Raw genomic sequence first — 23,459 nt, forward strand, 5'->3', positions numbered from 1 at the left:
GTGGATCTCCTCTTTGAGAAACGGTGTTACAGAGGCCGGTTGAGGCGGTAGTACGCCTGGTTCCAGCGGACCCGGTCGGCGAAGTCGGCCGGGGTGGTGCGGTCATCGATCAGAAGGAGCTCGGTCTGCGCCATCTCGGCGAAGTCGCGGAGGGTCTCCGCGCCGACCGCCTGGGTCAGAACCGTGTGGTGCGGGCCGCCCGCGGTGATCCAGCACTCGGCCGAGGTGGAGAGCGACGGCGCCGGCTTCCAGACCGCCCGGGCCACGGGCAGGTTCGGCAGCGGCTCGTCCGGCTGAATCACCTCGATCTCGTTGGCGACCAGGCGGAACCGGTCACCCATGTCGGCCATGCCCATGACCACGGCGGGTCCGGACGCGGCGTCGAAGACCAGCCGGACCGGGTCCTCACGGCCGCCGATGCCGAGCGGGTGGATCTCGGCGCGGGGCGTGGCGGACGCGATGGACGGGCAGACCTCGAGCATGTGCGCGCCGAGGATCTTAGGCTCGCCCGGCCCGAAGTGGTAGGTGTAGTCCTCCATGAACGAGGTGCCACGCCCGGTTCCGGAACCCATCGCCTTCACGGTGGCGACGAGCACCGAGGTCTTCCAGTCGCCCTCGCCGCCGAAACCGTAGCCGTCGGCCATCAGCCGCTGCACGGCCAGGCCGGGCAGCTGGCGCAGGCCGCCGAGGTCCTCGAAGTTGGTGGTGAAGGCCCCGAAGCCGCCCTCGGTGAGGAAGCGGCGGAGTCCCACCTCGATGCGTGCGGCGTACCGGAAGGCGTCGGTCCGGCCCTGGAGCTCGCTCGAGATCTCGTAGATGTCGGAGATCTCGGCGACGACCTTGTCGACCTCGGCCTCTTCCGCGGCGTCCACGTAGGCGACAAGATCATTGACACCGTACGTGTTCACGGAGACGCCGAACTTCAGCTCGGCCTCGACCTTGTCACCCTCGGTGACCGCGACGTCGCGCATGTTGTCACCGAAGCGCGCCACCCGCAGCGTGCGCAGGTGCTGCCAGCCCATGGCGGCACGGGTCCACGACTCGACCCGGGCCACGATCGCCGGGTCGGAGGCGTGCCCGGCGACCACCTTGCGCGGCACGCCGAGGCGGGCCTGGATGAAGCCGAACTCGCGGTCGCCGTGCGCCGCCTGGTTCAGGTTCATGAAGTCCATGTCAATGGACGACCAGGGCAGCGACACGTTGTGCTGGGTGTGTAGGTGCAGCAACGGCTTGCGCAGCGCGTCCAGGCCGCCGATCCACATCTTGGCCGGCGAGAACGTGTGCATCCAGGCGATGATGCCGATGCAGTTCGGGTCGGCGTTCGCCTCCAGCATCAGGCGCTTGATCGCGGCCGAGTCGGTCAGGACCGGCTTGCCGACGATCTCGGCGGGCAGGCCGCCGGCGGCCAGGGTCCGCTGGATCTCAGCGGACTGGTCGGCCACCTGCTGGAGGGTCTCCGGGCCATAGAGGTGCTGGCTGCCGGTGAGAAACCAGATCTGCGGTTTCGACATTGGGGGTGTACCTCCGAAGGGGGGCCGGAGGGTGGCGGGGGCCACACTCCAGCGGAGCAGGCCCTAGTGTTATCGCTAACAAAACCTGTGTCAACGCCCCTTGGCAACAACGAGGTAACGGCCGTTTAACCCGCCGAGGGTAAAGGCCTCCCGACGCTCTCCCGGACCACCAGTCGCGGCGGCACCACGACGTGATCGGCGGTGCCCGGCTCGTCACGCATCTGGCCCAGCAGCAGGCTCAGCGCCGCCCGCGCCACGTCGCCGAAGGCCTGCCGGACCGTGGTCAGCGGCGGGATGAAGAACGCCGCCTCCGGCACGTCGTCGAAACCGACCAGGCTCACGTCGTGCGGCACCCGCCGGCCCCGCTCCCAGAGCGCCCGCAGGATGCCCAGGGCCAGGTGGTCGTTCGCGGTGAAGATCGCCGTCACCTCGGGCATCCGGGCCAGCATCTGACCGGCCCGGTAGCCCTCGGCGGCCGACCAGTCCGCGGAGAGCAGCGGCGGGACCTCGGCGCCCGCCTCCTCCAGGGTCTGCCGCCAGCCCTGGATGCGGCCCGCCGAGTCGAACCAGTCGGTCGGCCCGGAGACGTGCCAGACCGTCTCGTGCCCGGCGTCCAGCAGGTGCCGGGTGGCGGCCCGGGCGCCGGCCACCTGGTCCACCGTGACCACCGGCCGGCCGCTGGCCGGGTCGCCGTCGATGAAGACCACCGGCAGGTCGGACGGGATCTCGGCGAGCGCCTCGGCCGCCGACGCCACGTTCGCGATCACGACCAGGCCGGCCACCCGCTGGTCCAGGTGCCGGTCCACCACCGCGGAGATGGTGGACCGGTCCAGCTCACGGACGCTGCCCACGCTCACCGCGAAGCCGGCGTCCGCGGCCGCCTGCTCGAACTCGGTGAGCATCGAGGCCGGGCCGTAGAGGGTGCTGTTGCGGGCCACCACGCCGATCAGCTGGGACCGGCCGGTGACCAGGGCGCGGGCCGCCCGGTTCGGCCGGTAGTTGAGCTCGGCGATCGCCGCGCGCACCCGGTTCCGGGTCTGCTCCTTGACGTTCGGATGATCGTTGAGGACGCGAGATACGGTTTGGTGGGAGACGCCGGCCAGCCGGGCCACGTCGGTCATCGCCGGGCTGCGGGATATTCTGTCCACTTGCGCACCTCGTCGGTCCGGTTGGAGGCTGGTGGGTAGCCGCCACGTAACGGGAATGTTATCGATAACACCCGGTCTTAACGAGCCCCTGTTGACGAGGACGTACCCTCAGCAGCGATGGACGCGTCACCGACACTCAGCGGCCACGTCGTGCTCGGCAGCGTAAACGACGAAGGCTTCACCTCGCTGCGCCGCGCCGCAGCCCCTCGCGCGCAACGTTACGAGGCGGGCCGCGCGCTGCGCGACCACTCCCCCCGTTCGGAGATGGCGCACTGGCGCCCGCCCGCCGATCGGCCCGATCCGGTGACGACCGTGACCGAGTCCCACGCCGGCCGGGTGCCCCGCCTCATCCCGGTCCGGATCGGCCGGATGATCGCCTCGCCGTACGCGTTCCTGCGCGGCACCGCCGGGCTGATGGCCGACGACTTCGCGGGCCTGCCGCACACCGGCATCACGCCGGTGATCTGCGGTGACGCGCACCTCGGCAACTTCGGTTTCTACGCCTCCCCGGAACGCGAGCTGGTCTTCGACCTCAACGACTTCGACGAGGCGCACACCGGGCCGTGGGAGTGGGACCTGCGCCGGCTGGTCGTCAGCGTCTACGTCGCGGGGCGGGTCAACGGGTTCCGGGAGAGCGCCTGCGGCGACGCGGTGCGGCACTGCGTCGAGGAGTACCGCGAGCAGCTCTCGTTCCTGGCCGACCAGCCGCTGCTGGCCCGCTCCTTCGACCAGCTCAACGTCGAGGCGATGCGCTCGGCGGCCAGCCGCGCCAGCTTCCGCGACGAGATCGAGCGCGCCGCCCGCCGGGCCCGCCGGCGCACCAGCGACCGGGCGCTCCCCCGCTTCACCGAACGGCGCGACGGCACCGCCCGCCTGATCGAGGAGCCGCCGCTGATCACCCGGATCGACGACCAGGAGCGCGAGCAGCTCGCCGAGGCCCTCGACGGCTACCTCAACACGCTCAAGCCGCACTGGGCCCGGATCCTCGGCGGCTACCGGATCGTCGACATCGCACACAAGGTGGTCGGCGTCGGATCGGTGGGCCTGCGGGCGTACGTCGCGCTCTGCGAGGGCAGCAGTCCCGACGACGTGGTGTTCCTCCAGCTCAAGCAGGCTCGCCGCTCGGTCGTCGCGAAGCACCAGCACGGCGAGCTCGCCTGGCACCGGCACCAGGGCCAGCGGGTCGTCGAGTACCAGCAGGCGCTGCAGACCACGAGCGATCCGCTGCTCGGCTGGACCACCGTGGGCGACCAGCAGTTCTACGTGCGCCAGTTCCGCGACATGAAGGGCGCGATCCTGGTCGACGACCTCAACGCCGGCGCGCTCGCCGACTACGCCGGGATCTGCGGGTACCTGCTGGCCAAGTCGCACGCGCGGACCAGCGGGGCGTCGATCATCGCGGGTTACGTGGGCAGCAACGACAAGCTGGACGACTCGCTCTGCCGGTTCGCCCGCGCCTACGCCGACCAGGTGGAACGCGACCATGCCGCGCTGGTCGCGGCGGTGCGGCGCGGCGAGCTTCCGGCAGATCAATAGGGTACGGAGTCATGAGCGGCAAGATTCCGATCGACTCCCCGGCCCTGGCCGAGTTCTGGACCGAGCGCCACCTCTGCACCCTGACCACCCTGCGGGCCGACGGATCACCGCACGTGGTCGCCGTCGGCGCCACGCTGGATCCGGAGGCCGGGCTGGCCCGGGTGATCTCGTCCAGCACCTCGGCGCACGTCCGGCACATCCGGAACCAGCAGCGGATCGCGATCTGCCAGGTCGACGGCCCCCGGTGGAGCACCCTGGAGGGCCTCGCGGTGGTCCGGTCGTCGCCCGAGGCGGTCACCGAGGCGGAGCAGCGTTACGCGAAGCGGTACCGCACGCCCCGCCCCAACCCGGCCCGGGTGGTGATCGAAGTGACGATCACCCGGATCCTGGGCTCGGCGTCCCTCACCAGCACATGAGGCTCACCAGTACATGACGGCCGTCGTGCCGTTCTGCCACGCGTGGTACATCCGGGCGCGGACCACGTAGCGGCGGCCGGCCCGCAGCTCGGCCTCGATCACCGCGTTGCGGTCCTCGCCGCTGTCGTCGTCCGCGCCGACCTGACGCAACTCGCCGTCGACGTCCTCGAAGAGCACCAGCACCACGTCGGCGGCGCCGAACACGCCGACCCGGTAAGTCCGGCTCTGTTCGGGCAGCAGCTCGGCGTCGTACTGCTCGCCCGGCGCGAGGGTCAGCGGACGGGACTCGAACTCCTCCAGCCGGGGCAGCCACTCCTGAAGGCAGGGCGGGTACCAGAACAGGATCCGCTCGGCGTCCAGTTTGGAGATGGTGCCGGGCGGCTCGATGCCGGTCCGGTACTCCTCCGGGGCGATCACCAGGCCGGGCGGGAACTCGTACCCCATGATCGAGTCCGGGTCCCAGTGACCGGCCTCGGCCGCGGCCGGCTCCAGCGGGCGCAGCACGTTGCGCAGCACGTCCGCCGGCTCCCAGAAGTTCGGCGGGCCGGCCAGGAAACGGTGCAGGGCCGGCTCGTCCCAGCGAAGGCCGGCGTCCGGGTTCTGGTGCTCGTGCGGCAGGCCGAGGGTGTGGCCGATCTCGTGCAGGGCGGTGGTCCGGCCGTACTCGGTCCGCAGGTCCCACCCGAAGTTCATGGTCGGCTGGTCCGGCGGGACGGCGAGGATGTCGCGCCCGACGAACGACCACGACCGGCCCGGCCGGAACCCGATCCGCACCTGCGCCTCGCCCGGCTCCTGCACCTCCCAGAAGTCCAGGCCGATGCCGAGGTCCTTCCACTCGTCAAAGGCCTCCCGGACCACCTCCTCCTGCGCGTGGTCGCGGGTCCGCGGCAGGAAGGCGTACCGCAGCGGCGTGCCGTTCACCCACTTGGCGCGCCCCACCACGATGGCGTGCTGCCGGGCCGCCGGCATGTCGGGCGGCAGAACGGGCAGCCGCCGCGGCGGCTGCGAGCAGTACGGCCGCCGCCGGACCACATCCGGCATGTCATCCCCCTTGGTCAGTGATCGTTCTCGCCACGGTCCCAAGGCGGCACCGGTTCCGGCCGGAAAATCTCCGCCAGATCACCCCTCCGCGTCCCCCGGCACCGGACGTGCGTTCCACACTCAACAAGATCAGGGAGTGGATCCGGGGAGAGATCGGCCGCAGCCTCGTGTCGCGAACCCCGGCCGCGTAACGATCAGCGCAGGTCCATCTGCTTGCGCGCCGCCGCGATGACGTCCCGGCGCGCCGTGCTGCACCCGGCCAGCGCCGGCCCGCGATCGGCCGCAGCCGCGACCATCGCCGCGCGCTGGCGGCGCAGCAGCTCCTCACCCGCTGCCACCACCGCCGGGGACGCCAGCAGGCGCAGCCGGGTCAGCTGGGAGCGCATGTCCGCGTACGCCGGATCCGGGTCCTCCGACCGGATCATCGCGTCGCTACCGCGCCAGCTGGCGTCGAGGAACGCGGTGAACGCGTCGGTCAGCGAGTCCCGGACCCATTTGCGTTGTTCACGATGGCCGGTCACGAGGGTGGTGACGAGCAGGGTGGCCAGGCTGATGACCGCTGCGGCGATCGCGGCGGACGCGCTCAAAGTGGTCGCCATGCCGCCATGGTGGCGGACGCCGGCAACAGGGCAGGACCTCCCTGACGGTACGCGGAACCCGCTTGACGCCTCGGGCAGCGCGGCGGATCGTCGAGGGAGACCCTGGTCGTGAGGTGTGCCATGATCCGCTGGTGGCGCCGGGTGCCCGTGCCGCAACCCTCCGGGCTCCCGATCGAGAGACTCGCCGCTGACCTGCGCCGGCTGCTCCGCCTGCACGGAGAGCTCGCCGCGTCGGCGCACGCCGCCCTGTGCGCGCACCGGCTGTGGGCGGTCGAGGCCGCGATCGGAACGCGCGCGATCGAGGCGGCCACCGCCCTCGGCGTCCGCCATCCGCCGCCGGCGCGGGCCGCCACGCTGACCCCGGCCGAGCTGTCGGTGCTGCTCGCCGAACTGGCCGCGGCGGGGCTCGCGCTGCCCGGCCGTTTCGGGCAGTTCACCACGGACGGCCGCCTCTGAGACCCGGTTGATTCCCCGGAAAGGGAAACGGCGGCGGGACCGGTGTCCCGCCGCCGTCTCTCGTCCCGGCATAGCGCCTTTGCCGCACACCCACGAGGAAACATCGGGGGGCGTCGTTCCCCGCGGGTTGTCTCGGGCGCGTGACGGCCGCTGAACTGGGGGGCGGCGGCCGCCGGCCGGGGAGTCTTCGGGCTTGCGGCGCCCGTCATCAGGCGCCTCACCAACCGTGCCAGGTGGACCCCCCTTGATCCGCGAATAACGTGAGTGTCCTTCACCACCCTCGGACGTCACCTGTTCAGGGTCGCCCGCAAGTCCTTAGCTGTCCTGAAGGGAACCTTAAAAAGCTTTTAAGCCGTAACCGCCGCCGTCACCGCCAGCCAATGATCATCGTTGATGCTGTGTACCGGCGCCGCGTCCCGTCCCGATCCGGCGGATCGCCGGCGTTATCACTGCTGAACATGTTGAACCGGGAGCGCCTCCCGGACGTATACCCCGATGATCGACGACTCTCGGCGGGCTGCGGCGCCGGGACGGTCGGTCCCCGCGGGACTCCCGCGGGTCCCCTGGCAGAGGTCCGCAGCGCGGTAGCGCACTACGCAAATCCGTGATTAACCTTCCACATCCACCACGTGGCAGGCATCAATCCGGGGCGCGAGGGGCGGGCACCGGAGCGTGGAGGTGGAACAGCGTGAGGACGGTGGCGCGGATGCGGCATGGGGGCAGCGGGACAACCCCGAGCCGGTTCGGGGCCTCCTCATGAGCTTCGAAGACGACGAATACTGGGCGGACGAGTACGACGAGTACTCCTTCATGCCCCAGTCCGCGGTGGTCCAGGAGAAGCACTACGCCCGGCGTACCGCGCCGGACCCGGTCATCCCGACCCGGCGTACCCGCGGCGACGGCGAGGCGCCGGCGACCCGCCGCGCCGCCTTCGACGAGCGGCGGCCCAGCTGGCTGGACGATCCCGACTTCGAGCCGATCGACACCTCCAGGCCGAACCTGGCCGGCAACGACTTCGACGACGTGGATTTCAACCGTCCGGAGCTCGGCGTCGACTTCGACAAGCCCGACTTCCCCATCCAGGACCCGGACGCCCGGCCCGACCTGCGGCGCAGGGCGCCCGGCGGCCGCGAGCGCCAGTCGTCCGGCCCGGCGTCCCGGCCCGACGGCACCTGGGACACCTGGGAGGACCCGGACCGGCGTGTGCCCCCGAACGGCCGCACCATCGAACTGCGCTCCGACGAGTACTGGGAGGACGAGCGCCGCCGCGACGCCGGCCGCGACGTCATCGACGTCGACCCCGCGCGACGCCGGGCCCGCGACGGAGACCATCGCGGGGCGCGTCGCGCTTCCGGATCCCAGGACGAGATTGACGGGTACGGGCGCCGCGGCGGCCGCTACGAGCAGGACGAACGCCACGTCCGGAGCGGGCCGGACGCCGACGGTCGCAGGCGGGTCCCGGCCCGCGACGGGAGCGAGCGCTTCGACGGTCCGATCCGGGGTTCCGAGTGGCCGGGCGATGGCCGGGGCGACGGGCGTGGCCGGGGCCGGGAGAACGGCGAGCAGCCCGACGGGCGCGGCCGGGCCTGGGAGGACGGCGAGCGGCCCGACGGGCGCGGCCGGCCTTGGGACGACGCGGACTTCGGGCCGATCCGGCCGGTCGGTGGGCGCCGGCCGCGGCGGGACGACACGGTGGAGAGCCGGGGCGCCGGGCCGGTCCGCCGGGACGACGTGGTGGAGAGCCGGGGATCCGCGCCGGTCCGCCGGGACGACGCGGCGGTGGCCGGGCGGGCGCCGGTGCCGGACACGGACCCCTACGAGCTGTACCGGCCCGAGCCGGAACGGCGGAAGGCGGCTGCCTCCTACGATTCGCGCGAGCCGGTTGACGGGCGGACTCCGGCGCCTGCCGAGGGGCGGGCCGCGGTCTCGGCCGAGGGGCGGGCACAGGTGCCGGCCGCGGACAATGCCGAGCTTTTCGAGGGGCCGACCATCGGGGTCCGGCGGCCGGAAGGCGTGCGCGGGGACGGATACGAGGCGGAGGCTTCCCGGCCGGAGCGGGACGGCGTGGGGAATTCGGGTTCGCCGCGCGAGGAGTCGTGGGCCGGGCAGGTTCGCGAGGAGAACGGACCGGAGAGTGACGGCGGAACTGGCTCCGACGGGGCTGGTTCCGGTGGGACTGCCTCCGGTGGGACTGCCTCCGGTGGGACTGCCTCCGGTGGAACTGGGGATGCTTCGGGTAGTGGCCGGGAGGATGACGACGGTGACGGGCCGCGGGTGCTGCGGCGGGCGGGGACGCCCGTACCCCCGAAGGTTCTGAGCCGGGCCACTCCCCCGCCGGTGCCTCGCGTGATCAAGGCGGACCCGCCGGTAACGCCGCGGGTCGTGGCCGCGCCGGCGCCGGTTCCGCCGGCGCGCGTCATCGGTCCCGCGGAGGGTGCCCCTCCGGCGGCCGCGGCGCCCGCGACGGCGCCCGCCGCCAAGGGGCGTCCGACCGTTCCGGCACAGTCCGGAGCGGCACAGCACGGAGCAGCGCAGCACGGAGCAGCGCAGCACGGAGCAGCACAGTCCGGAGCGGCGCAGCACGGAGCGGCACAGTCCGGAGCGGCACAGCACGGAGCGGCACGGTCCGGACCAGCGCAGCCAGGGGCGGTACCGCGCCAGTCGTGGCCGCAATCCACTCCTGCCGCCGACCCGGACGCCGGTGGATCGCGGCCGGAATCCAACCCGGACGGCGGTACTCCATGGCCGCACGCCAACCCGGCCGGCGGAACTCCATTGCCGCAAGGCAACCCGGGCGAGAGCACGCCGTGGCCGCAAGCTGACTCGGGCGGGGGCGTGTCGTGGCCGCAACCCCGGCCCGACGGCGGGGCGGGGCGGTCGCAGACTGATGTGGTCGCGGGAGCGTCTTATTCGTCGGATTTGTCGGGGCGGGAGCGGCCGGTATCGCCGGCTGCGCCGGATGCTCAGGCGGTTCCCTCTTCGCCTGCTGGGCCGTCGCACCCGCAGGCAGCGGCTTTCCAGGGTGCGCCGGCAGTGCTGGCTCCCCCGGCCGGGCCGGCCGTCCCGGCGGCACCGTCCGCTGCCGGGCGGCCGACCGTCCCGGCGCCCTTCGGGGGTGGAGAGATGGATGTGCCGCAGCAGCGTTCGCGGAAGTCGCCGCGGACCGCGCATGTGGTTCTCTCCGGTGGGGACGGTCCGTGGTCGATCGTTCCGGACGAGGCTCATCAGCCGCCGGCCGGGTCGCGGCCGGTGTCCCCGGCGAGCTGGGACCGCCCGCAGGACGCATCCGTGCCGGCGGCGGCGACCGCGTGGCCGCCGCCGGTTCGCCAACCGGCCGAGCCGGGTCAGGCCGGACCGGGACAGGGCGTGCCCGGACCGGGCGTGCCGGGCCAGGGAGTGCCGGGCCAGGGAGTGCCGGGACAGGCCGGACCGGGACAGGGCGTGCCGGGACAGGCCGGGAGCCGGTCGGGGACCGCTGTTCCCGCTGGTGGCGCGGGGCAGCCCGCTGCGGCCACCGCGTGGCCGCCCGTTGCGCGGCACGCCGGGTTCGACGACGGGATCGCCGATCGGCAGGCCGGTTCCGTGCAGTCGGCGCCCGAGCAGCCCAGGCCGACGCAGCAGGTGCCCGCGCAGACCATGCCTGCACAGCCGGCCGAGGCGCGGCCGGTGCCTTTGCAGCCGGTGCCTTTGCAGCCGCTGCAGCCGCAGGTTGCGCAGGTGGCGCCCGCGCAGCCGGTGCGTTCGCAGCCGGTGCGTTCGCAGCCGGTGGCGCAGCCCGCACCTCCGGGGTGGCAGCCGCCCGGGGCATCGACTTCTTCCGGTGCGGAGGCTCGGGCTGCGGAAGGGCCTACGGTTCCGCTCGGAGGTCGGCGGGTCGCGGTCCCGGTTCAGCCCGGGCCGCGCGATCAGGAACGGAACGGGACCGCACACGACGGGCCGGAACACGGCGACGCAGAGCACGGCGGGACCGGGCACGGCGACGCAGCACACGGCGGGACCGGACCCGCTGCTGGGCACGCTGGGACGGGGACGGGGACGGGGACGGGGACGGGCGAGGGGACGCGGGGACCTGCTGCTCCGGGGGCGGCGGCCCCGGTTTCGGGTGGGGGGCTGGGATCGGCTCTGCCCGATGGGAGCGGGACGGAGAGGAACGCGGGGGGTCACGGGACTCCTGCTCCGGTCGTACCGGAAAGGGGAGAAGGACCGGGCAATGCCTGGACCTCGCCGCCCGGCTCGACCGCGACGGAGGCCCGGGGTTCGGACGCGCCCTACATGGATGCGGACGGGACCTGGCACAACCTCAAGCCGATCGCGAAGCTTGAGCTGAGCGGGCCGGATGTCGAGCCTCGGCGATATGCGGACACCGCGTTCGGTGGCGGGTGGTTCGCCAGTAAGACCGGCAACGCCGGCAACGCCAGTGAGACCGCCAACGCCAGTGAGGCCGGCAACGTCAGTGAGGCCGCCAACGCCAGTGAGACCGGCACCGTTAGTGAGGCCACGGCCTCACAGGGTGACGCCGAGACTCCTGCCGGGGACGCCGCCCCACCGGGGGACAAAAACGGCAAAAGCCCAGATGAGCCGGCCGGGCCGGAGCTCGCTCCTCATCTGCCGCTCACCGCTGCCGACCTGTCGGCGATCCGGTGGCGGCTGGACGGGGCGACGCTGCGCGAGGTCGTCGACAACCGGGACGCGTTGCGCGCGCTCGGGGAACGGCTGGACGGGCCGCTCGCCGACGAGGCCGACAACATCGTCAAGGCGGGGCTGCTCAGCGTGCGGGCGGAGGTCTACCGGCTCCTCGGTGAGCTGGGGATGGCCGCCGCGGCGAGCCGGCTGGCGCTCGCGCACGCGGAGTCGGCTCAGGACCTGCAGTCGATCGTGATCGCTCAGGCGGAGCTGGCGCACGTGCTGCGGCTGCGCGGGGACTTCATCGAGGCGGACCGGCTCTTCCAGCGGGCCCTCGAGGCCGACGTGCCGGCTGCGGTGCGCAGCGTGGTGCACGAGAACGCCGGGCGGTGCTGCTTCGACCAGGGGCGGCACATGGAGGCGCTCGACCACTTCGCCCGTGCGGTACGGCTCGGCGCGCCGGAGGACACCGACCTGGTGGAGCGGATCGGGGTGTGCCTGGAGTCGGTCTACATCCACGTGCTGCGGGACGGGTGGGGGCCGTACCCGCGGGGTGGCGGGGAGATCCAGGGCGTGGTCCGCAAGCCGGAGGCGCTCGACGAGGCGACCGCCGAGCAGCAGGTCGTCACGCCGCGGTGACGGCCAGGGCGCTCTGCCCTCGTCCGCGCTGTTTCGCCTGGTAGAGAGCGTCGTCGGCGACCCGTTGCAGGTCCTCGGCCGACCGCGCGTGGTCGGGGAGGACGGCGACGCCGATGCTGAGCTGCGGCGGGCCGGACGCGAGGCCGGGGAGCGCGGCGATCTCGGAGCGGGCGTGTTCGGCGTACCGGAGCGCCTCGGCCGGACCGGCCCGGAGCAGCACCGCGAACTCGTCACCGCCGAGGCGGGCGACGAAACAGCCGCCGGCGGCGGAGTCGCACAGCGCGCCGGCGACGGCCTGCAGGGCGCGATCGCCGGCGGCATGGCCCCAGGTGTCGTTGATGCTCTTGAAGTGGTCGACGTCGACCATCACGAGGGCGACCGGCTGCGGGCCGTTCACCGCGCGGGTCAGCTCGTGGTCGAACGCGCGCCGGTTCGCCACCCCGGTCAGCGAGTCGGAGCCGGCCTGCGCTTCGAGGACCTCGCGGAGCCGGTCGTTGCGTTCGCGCAGGCCGGTCACCACGAGCGCGGTCATCGTCATGGCGACGGTGATCGCGATCCAGTCGTTGAGGGCGTGCCGGGTGTCCGGGGCGAAGGTGAACGCCACCAGGGCGTGGCCCGCGGAGATGGCGGCGACGGTCGCGCCGATCAGCGGGCGGCTCAGGAACGACGCCGCGAAGAGCAGCGGCCAGAGGTAGAACAGCTGCGGGCCCATCGTGGTGTCGTGGGTGGCGTAGTTCAGCCCGGTGATGACGGCGGCCGAGAGCAGCGGCACCAGCGGCCAGAACACCCGGGGCAGCGCCTGCGGCCGGCGCAGGCAGAGCACGCCGACGACCAGGAAGGCGACCGAGGCGACACCGAGCGCGATCAGCTCGGAGACCGGGTCGCCGAGCTTCATCAGGACGCCGGTGACGAGGTTGTAGGCGCCGGCGGCCAGCATCAGGTAGGCGACGGCACGGGCAGCTCCGTGCGTGTCGCGTATCTGAAACGGCACGTCGTTCTCCTCGCAGGCTGGCTTTCCCTCATCGGCGCGGCCGGGCCGGACCTGAGCCGTCACTCCGTCCGCAGCGCCACCACCGGGTCGAGGCGGCCGGCCCGCTGCGCCGGCACCACCCCGAAGACGATGCCTACCACGGCGGACACCCCGAACGCGAGGGCCATCGACCACCAGGTCAGCGCGGCCGGGACCGGGGAGAGCCGGTCCACCAGGAGCGCGGCCGAACCGCCCAGCAGCATCCCGAGCACGCCGCCGGTCGTGGTCAGCAGCACCGCTTCCAGCAGGAACTGCACGCCGATGTCGCGGGGACGCGCGCCGACCGCCTTGCGCAGGCCGATCTCCCTGGTCCGCTCGCGCACCGACACCAGCATGATGTTGGAGACGCCGACGCCGCCGACGAGCAGGCTGATCCCGGCGATCGCGGCGAGCACCCCGGTCAGCACCCCGAGGATGTCGCCGAGCACGCCGAGGATCTGCTCCTGGGTGACCGCGGAGAAGTCGGTGTCCGGATGCCGGTCGGTGAGTGTCCGGGTGACGGCCGCGCTGAGCTCGTCGATCCGGTCCCGGTCCGGGGCGCGGATCGCGAGGCCGTCGATGCGCTCGGTGCCGAGCAGCCGCTGCGCGGCGGTGACCGGTACGTGCACCTCGCCGTCCCGGTCCACTCCGAGGCTCTGCCCGAGCGGCTCGAACGTGCCGATCACCCGGAACCGCACGCCGCCGATGGTGATCTGCCGACCGATCGGGTCGCGCTCGCCGAACAGGTTCCGGGCCAGCCCGGCGCCGAGGACCGCGACGCGGCGGCCGGTGCTCACGTCGGTCCTGGTCAGGTAGGCGCCCCGGTCCAGGCGGCGGACGAAGACACTGGGCGTGGTCTCCAGGACGCCCTGCATGCTGGCGAACCCGGAGTTCTGACCGGCACGGACCGTCTCCCCGGAGCTGATCGTGACGGCGACCCGGGACCGGTCGCCGACCACCCTGGTCACCGCCTCCACGTCGTCGAGGGTGAGCGGCGAGGAGGTGGGCGCGGCGCCGGCTTCGAGCCGTCCGGGTACGACGATCAGCAGGTTGGAGCCGAGGCCCTCGACCTGCCGCTCGATCTGCTCCTTCGTGCCGGTGCCGATCCCCACCAGCGCCACGACGGCGGCCACGCCGATGATGACGCCGAGCATGGTGAGCAGGCTCCGCAGGCGGTTCGCGCGCAGCGCTTCGAGGGCGACGCGCCACGCCTCCGCGAGTCTCATGCGATCAGGCCGTCCTTCACGACGATCCGCCGGTGCGCTCGCGCCGCCACCGACGGGTCGTGGGTGACCAGGACCAGCGCCACCCCCTCGGCGTTGAGCGACTCCAGCAACGCCAGCACCGACTGCCCGGTCGCCGAGTCGAGGTTGCCGGTGGGCTCGTCCGCGAGCAGCACCGACGGCCCGGTCACCAGGGCCCGGGCGATCGCGACCCGCTGCTGCTCCCCGCCGGACATCTGGTTGGGCCGGTGGGTCATCCGGTGTGCCAGCCCGACCCGTTCCAGCATCGCCGCCGCCCGCTCCCGCCGCTCCCGCCGCCCGGCGCCGCGGTAGACCAGCGGCAGGCCCACGTTGTCCTGCGCGGTTGTGCGGGAGAGCAGGTGGAACGACTGGAAGACGAAGCCGATCGTGGTGTTGCGCAGCTCGGCCATCTCGTTCGGGCTGAGCTTCGACACGTCCCGCCCGCCGATCAGCAGGGTGCCGCCGGTCGGCCGGTCCAGGCCGCCGAGCAGGTGCATCAGGGTGGACTTGCCGGAGCCCGAGGTGCCGACGATCGCCAGGTAGTCGCCGGGCCCGACGGTCAGCGAGACGCCGCGCAGCGCCGGCACCTCGAAGCCGTCCAGCTGGTAGGTGCGGGTCACGTCCTCGGCGACGATCGCGGCGCCTGTCCCGGCTGATGTCACGGCTGATGTCACGGCGCCTCGTCGCCGGCGGTGACCTGGTCGGCGCCGGCGACCACGATTCGCTCGCCCGCGTCGATGCCGCCGACGACCTGGACGGTCTCGTCGCCCTGCACGCCGAGGGTCACCGGGACGGACTCGTAGCGGCCGCGGCGGACCGCCCAGACGGTGTCCCGGCCGTCGACGCTGATCACCGAGGAGGCGGGGACGGTGACCGCGCCGCTGGCCTCGCGGACCTTCAGGCGGATCACCGCGCTCATCCCGGGCAGCGGGCGCGGGGCGTCGTCGCCGATGGCCCCGATCCAGAGGCGCACCGTGTAGGAGACGCCGCCGCGCGCGGAGGTGACCGGCAGCAGGTCGGCGGAGCGCACTGTCGCCGGGTAGACGACGCCGGGCGCCGCGTCCAGCTCGGCCTCCGCCTGCACGCCCGGCTCGACGAGCAGCACGTCGGTCTCGTCCACGTCGGCGGAGAGCCCCAGCTCGCTGGTGTCGACGACGGTCAGCACCGGGGCGCCGGCGGTGACGTGGGCGCCCTCCGGGACGGCGCTGTCGACACCGGCCGGCGCGGCGGCCGGCTGTGCGAGTGAGCCGCCCTCCAGCACACTGGACAAATCAGGTATTGCGGAAACGGGGGCGGGACCGCCGAACTGGACCGTCCCGGCGACCGGGGCGCGCAGCGACAGGGCCTCCACGGCCGCGTCCGCCAGCGCGTACGCCTGCTCGGCCTGCAGCCGTTGCGCCGCGCTCAGGGCGCCCACCGCCCGGCTCAGCGAGGCGACGCCGCGCTGGACCGACCGGACCGCCTCGCCGGCCGCCTCGGACACCGCCGCGTACTGCTGCCTCGCCGCGGTGATCTGATGCTTCAGCGCCGCCTTCAGCTCCGGGTCAGCGATCTTGTCGGCTGCCTCGGCGGCGTGCTCGAACGCTTCATCGGCCTGCTTGTCGGTGCGGTGCCGCACCGCCGCGAAGGCCGAGGTCCCGCCGGGGACGGTGACCTCGTCGGCACTGTCCAGGCTCCGCTCCGCGAGATCCCGGCGTCGCTCCACCTCGGGTGAGTCGATCACGGCGAGCAGGTCGCCCTTGTCCACCCGGTCACCGGACTCGACGCGCAGCTCGGTGAGCGTCCCGGCGGCCGGCGCGGTCAGCGTGGCGGCGGTCCGCGCGGTCACCGTCCCGGGCGCCTCGACGATCTCCTCGACGTCGCCGACGGCGGCCGTGCCGAGCCGGACCACGCTGGGCTCGTCGTCACAGGAGGCGGCGGTCATGGACAGGAGCAGCAGGGCGCCGGCGGTGATGATCACGATCCGTGAGCGTCGGGACACAGAGGCCACTCTATGTCCTCAAGAGACGGAACGGGCCGCCCCCGACGCGGGGACGGCCCGGGTGGATCAGGTGCCGGGACGGCGCCCGTAGACCTTCACCGTCGAACCGATCTTGCCGAGACTCCAGTACTTCTTGGCATCCTGCGGGAGCAGGTTGACGCAACCGTGCGAACCACGCCACATGTCGTGGATGTAGGTGGTGGTCTGGTGGAAGCCACGTCCGCCGATGAAACGCTGCCAGTACGGCAGCCACACCTCGTACGGGTCCGACCACTCCTTCTTGGTCCGCTTGTTGATCTTGAAGGTGCCCGCCGGAGTCCGGTAGCCCTTCATGCCGGTACGGGTGATCGTCGGCTTGACGTGCACCTTCCCGTTCTTCATCACGTAGGTCGTCTGGTTGGTCAGATCGACGCAGAACGTGATGCCCTTCTTCTTCGCCTTGCAGGACGACGTCTTCGTCGACGCCAGTCGCTTGGCGACGTTGTAGGTGGTCGGGCCCGCAAGACCCTTGGCCGGCTGGATGCCGAACCGCTTCTGGAACTTGACGATCGCGGCACAGTCGGCGGCGGACTGCTTGCCGTCGACCGTGAGCGTTCCGTACCCGCCCAGTTTCTTGAGGTAGCCCTCGACCTGCTTCTGGTACTTGCCGGTCGCGCACGACGCGGCAGCCGCCTTGGTGACCACCGCGGTGGCCACGGACGTGGTCACCGGCGCCGCTGCACCGGCGCCCGCCGGCGTCAGCGCGAACGCGCCGAGACCACCGCCCACCAGCGCCGCCATCGCGGCGCCGATGAGGCGGGCGGAAACCCGTCTCACTGCCAAATCTGCATCCTCCCCAGGAGTTCTGTCCGCACATCGAAGCACAGCCGCCCCACTTCCGGCGTACGGGGAAGGACCGTGACACGAAACCGGTATGCCATCGGCAGCCCGGCGACGCGCTTGAGAATCCGGAGAGTGATCAGGCGATCAACGAGGGGTGGCGAAGTCCTGCACCCAGTACGGAGTGTCACCACCGGCGATCGCCAATCCGACACCCATCTGCTCCAGGCGGCAGTCCAGGATGTTCTCCCGGTGACTGGGGCTCGCCATCCAGTCGCCGACCACCTCGAACGGCGACTTCTGACCCCGGGCGATGTTCTCGCCGTACCGCCGCCACGGATACCCCGCGTGGGCGACCCTCTCCCCGGCCCGGTCGCCGCGGGCGTCCTCGTGATCGAAGTACCCGCGGCGTGCCATGTCCGCGGCGTGCCGGTTCGCGGCCTCGATCAGCCGGCGGTCCGGGGTCAGCGCGTCGCAGCCGTGGCCGCGCCGGTTCTGGTTGACGAGCGCGAGGACCTGCTGCTGGACCGGGGCGGCGGGACTGTCCGAGATGTCCCGCACCGACACGGCGTCCCGTGCCGTCCGTTCCAGCACCGGCGCCGGTGGCGCGCCCGGCGCCTGCCGCGCCTGCGCGGCCATCCCACCCGCGGCCAGCATCGCGGCGGCCGCACCGGCCACCGTCAGAAGTCTCCGCATAACGTTTGCCGATCCCGTCGATCTCCGGCGTCCCGGCCGTTCCGTGACGCACGCCGGTTGACCAACGGCCGGTGATTCGAGCCGGAAACTCGCCGGTTTCCCGGCCTTAAAGATCAACACCCTTCTCTGGTACGGGGTGAGCTGCGCGAACGTCATTTCCCGGCAGCACACGCGTCGCACAATCGCACCGCGAATCCGGATCATTCCGCCGATCGGGGTAATCCGCTCAGGCGTTCTTACCGGCCGCCCGGCCGGTCCCGTTCGCTCCCCCGCCGCCGCTACTTTTTCGCGGTGCGAAATCGATACCTGGATCTTCTCCGCGCCGCAGCGATCATCCGGGTGATCGTCTATCACCACTTCGGATGGCCGATCCTGTCCATCGTGTTCCCGGCCATGGGCGTCATGTTCGCGGTGGCCGGCTCGCTCACCGCGGCGTCTCTCGCCAAGCGTTCCGCCGGTGATGTGGTGGCCTCCCGGATGCGCCGCCTGCTACCCCCGGTCTGGCTGCTCGGCCTGATCGCGGTGCCCGTCATGCTCTACGCCGGGTGGCCGGCCGAGACCGACGGCGAGCACCCGTTCCAGCCGTACACACTGGTCTTCTGGCTGCTGCCGCTCGGCGACCCGCCCGGCAGCGACGCGGCGGCCTTCGTCTGGGACGCGCTGTGGTACGTCCGGACGTACCTCTGGCTGGTTCTGCTCTCCCCGCTTCTCTATCCGCTCTTCCGCAGGGCAGGCTGGCCGCTGCTCGCGCTGCCGCTGCTGCTCATGGCCGTGCTGGAGCACGGCTCGTTCGGGATGCCGGCGCCGGTCGAGTCGGCGCTGTGGGATCTCGCCACCTACGGCGCGTGCTGGCTGGCCGGTTTCGCACACCGGGACGGCCGGCTCGGCCGGGCCCATCCGGTCCTGGTGGTCGGCGCGTTCGCCGCGCTCGCCGGCCTCGGGCTGCGCTGGCTCGTCCAGGGTCACGAGGAGACCGGCTGGGACCTGAACGAGGTCTCCGAGGCACAGGCGGTCTATTCGCTCGCGTTCGTCCTGCTGCTCCTCCGCTGGCAGCCGCCGATCGAGAAGCTGGTCGCGGCCCCGGTCGTGGACCGGCTGGTGAACCTGCTCAACGCGCGGGCCGTCACGGTGTACCTCTGGCACGGTGTCGCGATCGCCGCGGTCTGGCCGATCCTCGCCGCGATCGCGATGGAGGATCTCGGCTCGTTCGAGGCGCCGGTGACGCTGGGCATCACGTTCGCGGTGACCGCCCTCGCCGTGGTCCTGTTCGGCTGGGCCGAGGATCTGGCCGCGAGACGCCGCCCCCGGCTGTGGCCGGCCGCCGCGACCGCCCGCACGGAGCCGGCCGATCCGGCCGGCTCCCCGGGCCCGGCCGGCCCGGCTGGTTCCACCGGTCCGGCTGGCTTCCCGGATCCGGCCGGTCCGGCTGGTCCGGCCGGCTCTCCGGGTCCCGCCGGTCCGGGGCCGGCGGGGTGGCCGGAAGCGGCCCGGCCGCCCGCCATCCATCCGTCCGAGCCGGTCACGCTCGGTTTCCAGGCCACCCCCGGACTGCGGCTGACGCCGGGCGGCGCCGACATGCCGGTGGCCGGGCGGCCGGCGCCGGGGTACCGATTCGACGAGGCCGCGCCGGAGCACCAGGCCGGGTACGGCGGCGTGCCGTGGGCCGGTCACTCCGGGGACGACGGCACCCCCTGAAAGCCCGGTCCCGGCGCGCGGAGGGCGGCCACGCGCCGGGACCGGCCCGTTCCACCTGGACGAACGTCGATAACCGGCCAGGGGTGCAAAGCGAGCGAAGCTCGCTAAAGCTGGTAATACGGTCGCTAGTCTGAACTTTGTGGGAGGGCTGCAGGGGGAGGCACTGGTCGGCGCTCGGGTGACAGCGCTGGTGTTCCGCGCTGGGCCGCTGTTCTGCGCGTTCCCCCTGGACGAGGTGGTCGAGACGATGCGGCCGCTGCAGACGCGGCCGCTCGCCGGGACGCCGCCCTACGTCCGCGGCCTGGCCATCCTGCGCGGCATGCCGTCCCCGGTCGTCGACGTCACCCACCTGCTGACCGGCGAGGCCGGCGAGATCAGCCGGTACGTCGCGGTCCGCGCCGGCCGGGGTGTGGTGGCCTGCGCCACCGGACCGGTCCTCGGCGTGCAGGAGGTCGAGGTGGAACCGGCCGAGGGACCCATCGCAGCGCTCAGCGGCGTGGTGTCGAAGGCGCTGATCGCCGCGGTCGGGCGGATGGAGACCGAGCCGCTGGTGCTGCTGCGCGGGATCCGGACCGTCCCCGACGAGGTGTGGGAGGCCGCCGCCGGCAGCAGCACGAGGGCCGCCGCATGATCCGCGCGACGGACCTCAGCCGCTTCTGGGAGCTCCTCGAGCGCCGGCTCGGGTGGACGCACACCGACCAGGACGGGACGCAGACCGCGGCCGTGCTCTCCGAGCGGGCGGCCGCGCACGGGCTGAGCGAACGCGCCTACCTGACCCGGCTCGCCCGGTCCGGCTGGGAGAGCGAGACCGCCGCGCTCGCCGACGCGCTCAGCATCACCGAGACCTACTTCTTCCGGCACAGCGACCAGTTCCGGGTCCTGCGGCAGGAGGCCCTCCCGCAACGGCTGGCGGCCCGCGAGGGACAGCGGGTGCTCCGGCTCATCTCGGTGGGGTGCTCGTCCGGGGAGGAGGCGTACTCGCTGGCCATCGAGGCGTACCGGGCGCGGCCCGGCAGCGATTGGATCGTGGCGGTGACCGGGGTGGACGCGAGCCCGCGCATGCTGGCGAAGGCGCGCGGCGCCACCTACCCCGAGTGGTCGCTGCGGGAGACCCCGGACGACGTGCGGCAGCGCTGGTTCCGCCGGTCCGGCGACGAGTTCCGGGTGACGCCGGAGGTGGCGGAGACGGTCCGGTTCGCCGAGCAGAACCTGGCCGAGGAGGCGCCGGACCTCTGGCAGACCGGCCGGTACGACGTGATCTTCTGCCGCAACGTGCTGATGTACCTGACCCCGGACATCGCGGGCCGCCTGATCCGGCGCCTCACCGACTCGCTCGCCCCCGGCGGCTACCTCTTCCTCGGGCACACCGACTCGCTCGGCAGCCATCCGCAGCACCTGCGGGTGTGCCACGACGGCGGAACCGTCTACTACCGGCGCGACGAACCCGAACCGGACCGGTCGCCGCGATCGACGGCGGCTGCGGCCGCAGCGCCGTCGCCGTCGCAGCGGACGCCGCCGGCCCCGCGCCGGGTGGAGACCACGGCGGAGGAGGCCTACGACCGGGCGCTCGGCCTGCTCCGCGACGACCGTTTCGCCGACGCGCTCGCCCTGCTCGGCGACCCGGCCGGGATCCGCGAGCTGCTGCTGCGCGGCGTGCTCCTGGCCCAGTCCGGCCGGATCGGCGAGGCCCGGGACGCCGCGCACCGGCTGATGGAGATCGGCGGGCCGCACCCGGACGCGCACCACCTGCTCGGCGTCTGCCACGAGCTGGACTGCGCCGACCAGGCGGTCGGGCAGTACCGGCTGGCCGCCTATCTGGACCCGGCGTTCGCGATGCCCCGGCTGCGGCTCGGCCTGCTGGCCCGGCGGCGCGGCGACGACCGGGGCGCGGTCGCGCATCTGGAACCGGCCCTCGGGTTGCTCGCGGCCGAGGACGAGGAGCGGATCGTCCTGTTCGGCGGCGGATTCGGGCGGCTCGCGCTGACCACGCTCTGCCGTACCGAACTGGAGGCCTGCGGGGTGCGGCGGTGACCGGGCCGTCGGTGGCCGACCGGGTGAGCCGGCTGCGCTCCGAGTTCGACAGATCGTTCGCCGAGCCGGCCCGGACCGTCGGCGCGGACAGCGTGGAGCTGCTCGCGATCGGGGTGGGCGGCCGGCCGTACGCGCTACGCCTCGCCCAGGCCGCCGGCGTCCACCCCGAACGCCCGGTGACCGCCCTGCCCACGCCGGTGCCCGCGCTGCTCGGCGTGGCCGGGTTCGCCGGGACCGTGGTGCCCGTCTACGACCTGGCCGCCCTGCTCGGCCACCCGATCGCGGAGCGTCCCCGCTGGCTGGTGCTGACGTGTGGCACGCCGCCGCTCGCGCTCGCCTTCCACGAGCTCGACCACCACCTGCGGGTGCCGCTGACCGACGTCGTGGAGGGCTCGATCGGCGACGGCGGGCCGCAGGCCTACCTGCAGGGGCTGGTCCGGCTGCCGGACGGCAACCGGCCGGTCGTGGACGTGCCGGCGACCCGCGCACTCGTACACCAGCTGGCCGGACACCAGCCTGATTCTGAGGAGTCGTCATGATGGCCGGAAGCACCTACGGCCGGAAGCTGGCCTTCGGCGTCGCCATCACCATCGCCCTGACCCTGCTCTCCATCGGCACCGCTGTCGGGGCCCTGATCTTCGTGGTGAACTCCAAGGACCAGGTCATCACGAACGCCACCACGAACCTGGTCGGCGCGGAGGCGCTCGGGCGCACGCTGGAGACCCGGCTCGCCGATTTCCGCGGCTACCTGCTCTACCGCACGCAGGATTTCGCCGACGCGGCCGAGGCCGGCCGCAAGGCGTTCGCCACCCGGCTGGCGGCTCTGCGCGACGCGCTGCCGGAGGCCGCGATGCAGGCCATGCTCGATGAGGTGGAGCAGCTGGAGGCCGAGCACGCCGAGGCGGTCGCCCGGGTGATGGCCCAGCGGGCCGGTGGGGCGACCGTCGACGAGATCCTCCGATTCAACGACAGTCAGTCCGTGCCGCTGCGGGAGCAGTTGCAGTCCGCGCTCGCGGACCTGATCGCCCGGGTCCGGGCCGACCTGGAGTCCGATCGCCGGGACTCCTCCGCGCGGGCCAACCTGGCGATCACCGCGATCATCACCCTGGGTGCGCTGGCCACGGTCTGTGCCGCCGCGGTGGCCTGGCGGCTGAGCCGGGACCTCAAGCGCGAGGTGGGCGCCGCTGTCGGCCACATCCAGAGCTCGTCGGCGCAGCTGGAGGCGGCCGCGTCGCAGCAGGTCAGCGGCGGCCGGGACCAGGCCAGCGCGATGAGCGAGATCACCACCACGATCAGCGAGCTGCTGATCACCTCGCGGCAGATCGCCGAGTCCGCCCAGCGGGTGTCCAAGATCGCGGAGGAGACCGAGGCCGCGGCCCGGGCCGGTGACGCGACGATCGACCAGACCCGGGCGTCGATCACGGCGATCCGTACCCAGGTGGACCAGATCGTGCAGCACATGCTGGCGCTCGGCGAGAAGTCGCAGCAGATCGGCTCGGTCGTCGACCTGGTGTCGGAGCTGGCCGAGCAGACGAACATCCTGGCGATCAACGCGACCATCGAGGCGAGCGGCGCGGGCGAGTGGGGCCGGCGGTTCGCCGTGGTGGCCGAGGAGATCCGCAAGCTGGCGGACCGGACCGCGGCGTCGGCCAAGGAGATCCGGGCGCTGATCGAGGACGTCCGCGGCGCGGTCAACACCACGGTGATGGCCACCGAGATCGGGGCCAAGGCGGTGGACTCCGGCGCCCGGCAGTTCAACGAGGCCACCAACTCGTTCCGCGAGATCGTCAAGCTGGTCGCCACCACCAACGACGCGACCCGGGAGATCGAGCTCTCCACGAAACAGCAGACCACCGCCGTGGAACAGGTGAACGTCGCGGCCGGCGACACCGCGCGGGTGTCCCGGGAGACCGAGAGCAGCGCGGTGCAGACGAAACAGACCGCGGCGCACCTCTCCGCGCTCTCCGGCGACCTGCTCGAACTCGTCGGCTCGGGCAAGCACTGATGGATCAGCG

General features: G+C 72.8%; 18 protein-coding genes and 1 pseudogene. 9 read left to right on the forward strand and 10 right to left on the reverse strand.

Features of this window, described 5'->3' with window-relative positions; all coding sequences use genetic code 11:
- Positions 1-26: 26 nt before the first annotated feature.
- Positions 27-1,511 carry an L-arabinose isomerase gene (araA, locus tag AB0F72_RS28345; protein ID WP_360436980.1) on the reverse strand — a complete coding sequence of 495 codons (1,485 nt, stop codon included), beginning with the start codon at positions 1,509-1,511 and terminating at the stop codon, positions 27-29.
- A gap of 125 nt (positions 1,512-1,636) precedes the next feature.
- On the reverse strand, positions 1,637-2,632 hold the full coding sequence (locus tag AB0F72_RS28350) for a LacI family DNA-binding transcriptional regulator (RefSeq protein WP_360437118.1): 996 nt from the start codon (positions 2,630-2,632) through the stop codon (positions 1,637-1,639).
- Positions 2,633-2,776: 144 nt separating this feature from the next.
- Here AB0F72_RS28350 and AB0F72_RS28355 point away from each other — a divergent pair, with 144 nt between their 5' ends.
- Both AB0F72_RS28355 and AB0F72_RS28360 read left to right on the forward strand, forming a co-directional pair.
- On the forward strand, positions 2,777-4,195 hold the full coding sequence (locus AB0F72_RS28355; protein ID WP_360436983.1) for a DUF2252 domain-containing protein: 1,419 nt from the start codon (positions 2,777-2,779) through the stop codon (positions 4,193-4,195).
- Positions 4,196-4,206: 11 nt separating this feature from the next.
- Complete coding sequence (locus AB0F72_RS28360) at positions 4,207-4,611, forward strand: TIGR03618 family F420-dependent PPOX class oxidoreductase (protein WP_360436986.1); 405 nt, start codon at positions 4,207-4,209, stop codon at positions 4,609-4,611.
- 3 nt (positions 4,612-4,614) lie between these two features.
- Here the strand turns inward: AB0F72_RS28360 and AB0F72_RS28365 are convergent, their stop codons facing one another.
- Both AB0F72_RS28365 and AB0F72_RS28370 read right to left on the reverse strand, forming a co-directional pair.
- Positions 4,615-5,652 (reverse strand): M12 family metallopeptidase, encoded by a 1,038-nt coding sequence (locus AB0F72_RS28365; RefSeq protein WP_360436989.1) that lies wholly within the window; start codon positions 5,650-5,652, stop codon positions 4,615-4,617.
- Between the two features lie 194 nt (positions 5,653-5,846).
- Positions 5,847-6,251, reverse strand: coding sequence for a hypothetical protein (locus AB0F72_RS28370; protein WP_360436992.1), 405 nt, complete (start codon positions 6,249-6,251; stop codon positions 5,847-5,849).
- A gap of 120 nt (positions 6,252-6,371) precedes the next feature.
- Here AB0F72_RS28370 and AB0F72_RS28375 point away from each other — a divergent pair, with 120 nt between their 5' ends.
- Both AB0F72_RS28375 and AB0F72_RS28380 read left to right on the forward strand, forming a co-directional pair.
- Positions 6,372-6,707 (forward strand): hypothetical protein, encoded by a 336-nt coding sequence (locus AB0F72_RS28375; RefSeq protein WP_360436995.1) that lies wholly within the window; start codon positions 6,372-6,374, stop codon positions 6,705-6,707.
- A gap of 756 nt (positions 6,708-7,463) precedes the next feature.
- Positions 7,464-11,969 carry a tetratricopeptide repeat protein gene (locus tag AB0F72_RS28380; protein WP_360436998.1) on the forward strand — a complete coding sequence of 1,502 codons (4,506 nt, stop codon included), beginning with the start codon at positions 7,464-7,466 and terminating at the stop codon, positions 11,967-11,969.
- Here AB0F72_RS28380 and AB0F72_RS28385 read toward each other — a convergent pair.
- The 6 genes and pseudogenes from AB0F72_RS28385 to AB0F72_RS28410 all read right to left on the reverse strand — a co-directional run bounded on the left by AB0F72_RS28385 (position 11,956) and on the right by AB0F72_RS28410 (position 17,718).
- A complete protein-coding gene (locus AB0F72_RS28385) occupies positions 11,956-12,960 on the reverse strand; it encodes a GGDEF domain-containing protein (protein ID WP_360437001.1) in 1,005 nt (334 codons plus the stop codon). The genes AB0F72_RS28380 and AB0F72_RS28385 overlap by 14 nt on opposite strands.
- 59 nt (positions 12,961-13,019) lie before the next feature.
- Positions 13,020-14,204 carry an ABC transporter permease gene (locus AB0F72_RS28390; protein ID WP_360437004.1) on the reverse strand — a complete coding sequence of 395 codons (1,185 nt, stop codon included), beginning with the start codon at positions 14,202-14,204 and terminating at the stop codon, positions 13,020-13,022.
- A pseudogene (locus AB0F72_RS28395) lies at positions 14,204-14,884 on the reverse strand (ABC transporter ATP-binding protein); the annotation flags it as partial. The pseudogene AB0F72_RS28395 and the gene AB0F72_RS28390, both read right to left, overlap by 1 nt.
- Before the next feature lie 8 nt (positions 14,885-14,892).
- Complete coding sequence (locus tag AB0F72_RS28400) at positions 14,893-16,203, reverse strand: HlyD family efflux transporter periplasmic adaptor subunit (RefSeq protein ID WP_360437007.1); 1,311 nt, start codon at positions 16,201-16,203, stop codon at positions 14,893-14,895.
- 66 nt (positions 16,204-16,269) lie between these two features.
- Positions 16,270-16,983 carry a L,D-transpeptidase family protein gene (locus tag AB0F72_RS28405; protein WP_360437121.1) on the reverse strand — a complete coding sequence of 238 codons (714 nt, stop codon included), beginning with the start codon at positions 16,981-16,983 and terminating at the stop codon, positions 16,270-16,272.
- 186 nt (positions 16,984-17,169) lie between these two features.
- Positions 17,170-17,718: a CAP domain-containing protein gene (locus AB0F72_RS28410; protein ID WP_360437010.1), complete on the reverse strand. Its 549-nt coding sequence runs from the start codon at positions 17,716-17,718 to the stop codon at positions 17,170-17,172.
- A 291-nt stretch (positions 17,719-18,009) separates the two neighbouring features.
- On the opposite strand from AB0F72_RS28410, the gene AB0F72_RS28415 reads away from it, so the two are divergent.
- From AB0F72_RS28415 to AB0F72_RS28435, 5 genes are all read left to right on the forward strand, one after another.
- The gene (locus tag AB0F72_RS28415) at positions 18,010-19,413 is read left to right on the forward strand and encodes an acyltransferase family protein (RefSeq protein ID WP_360437013.1); all 1,404 of its coding nucleotides are present in this window, start codon (positions 18,010-18,012) and stop codon (positions 19,411-19,413) included.
- A 139-nt stretch (positions 19,414-19,552) separates the two neighbouring features.
- The gene (locus AB0F72_RS28420; RefSeq protein ID WP_360437016.1) at positions 19,553-20,044 is read left to right on the forward strand and encodes a chemotaxis protein CheW; all 492 of its coding nucleotides are present in this window, start codon (positions 19,553-19,555) and stop codon (positions 20,042-20,044) included.
- Positions 20,041-21,444, forward strand: a complete 1,404-nt coding sequence (locus AB0F72_RS28425) for a protein-glutamate O-methyltransferase CheR (protein ID WP_360437019.1) — start codon at positions 20,041-20,043, stop codon at positions 21,442-21,444. The genes AB0F72_RS28420 and AB0F72_RS28425 overlap by 4 nt, the downstream gene beginning before the upstream one ends.
- A complete protein-coding gene (locus AB0F72_RS28430) occupies positions 21,441-21,983 on the forward strand; it encodes a chemotaxis protein CheW (protein ID WP_360437022.1) in 543 nt (180 codons plus the stop codon). Before AB0F72_RS28425 ends, AB0F72_RS28430 begins: the two co-directional genes overlap by 4 nt.
- Positions 21,980-23,449 (forward strand): methyl-accepting chemotaxis protein, encoded by a 1,470-nt coding sequence (locus AB0F72_RS28435; protein ID WP_360437025.1) that lies wholly within the window; start codon positions 21,980-21,982, stop codon positions 23,447-23,449. The genes AB0F72_RS28430 and AB0F72_RS28435 overlap by 4 nt, the downstream gene beginning before the upstream one ends.
- Positions 23,450-23,459: the final 10 nt, after the last annotated feature.

Origin of the sequence: Actinoplanes sp. NPDC023936, from assembly GCF_040639325.1 — a bacterium.
GTDB lineage: Bacteria > Actinomycetota > Actinomycetes > Mycobacteriales > Micromonosporaceae > Actinoplanes.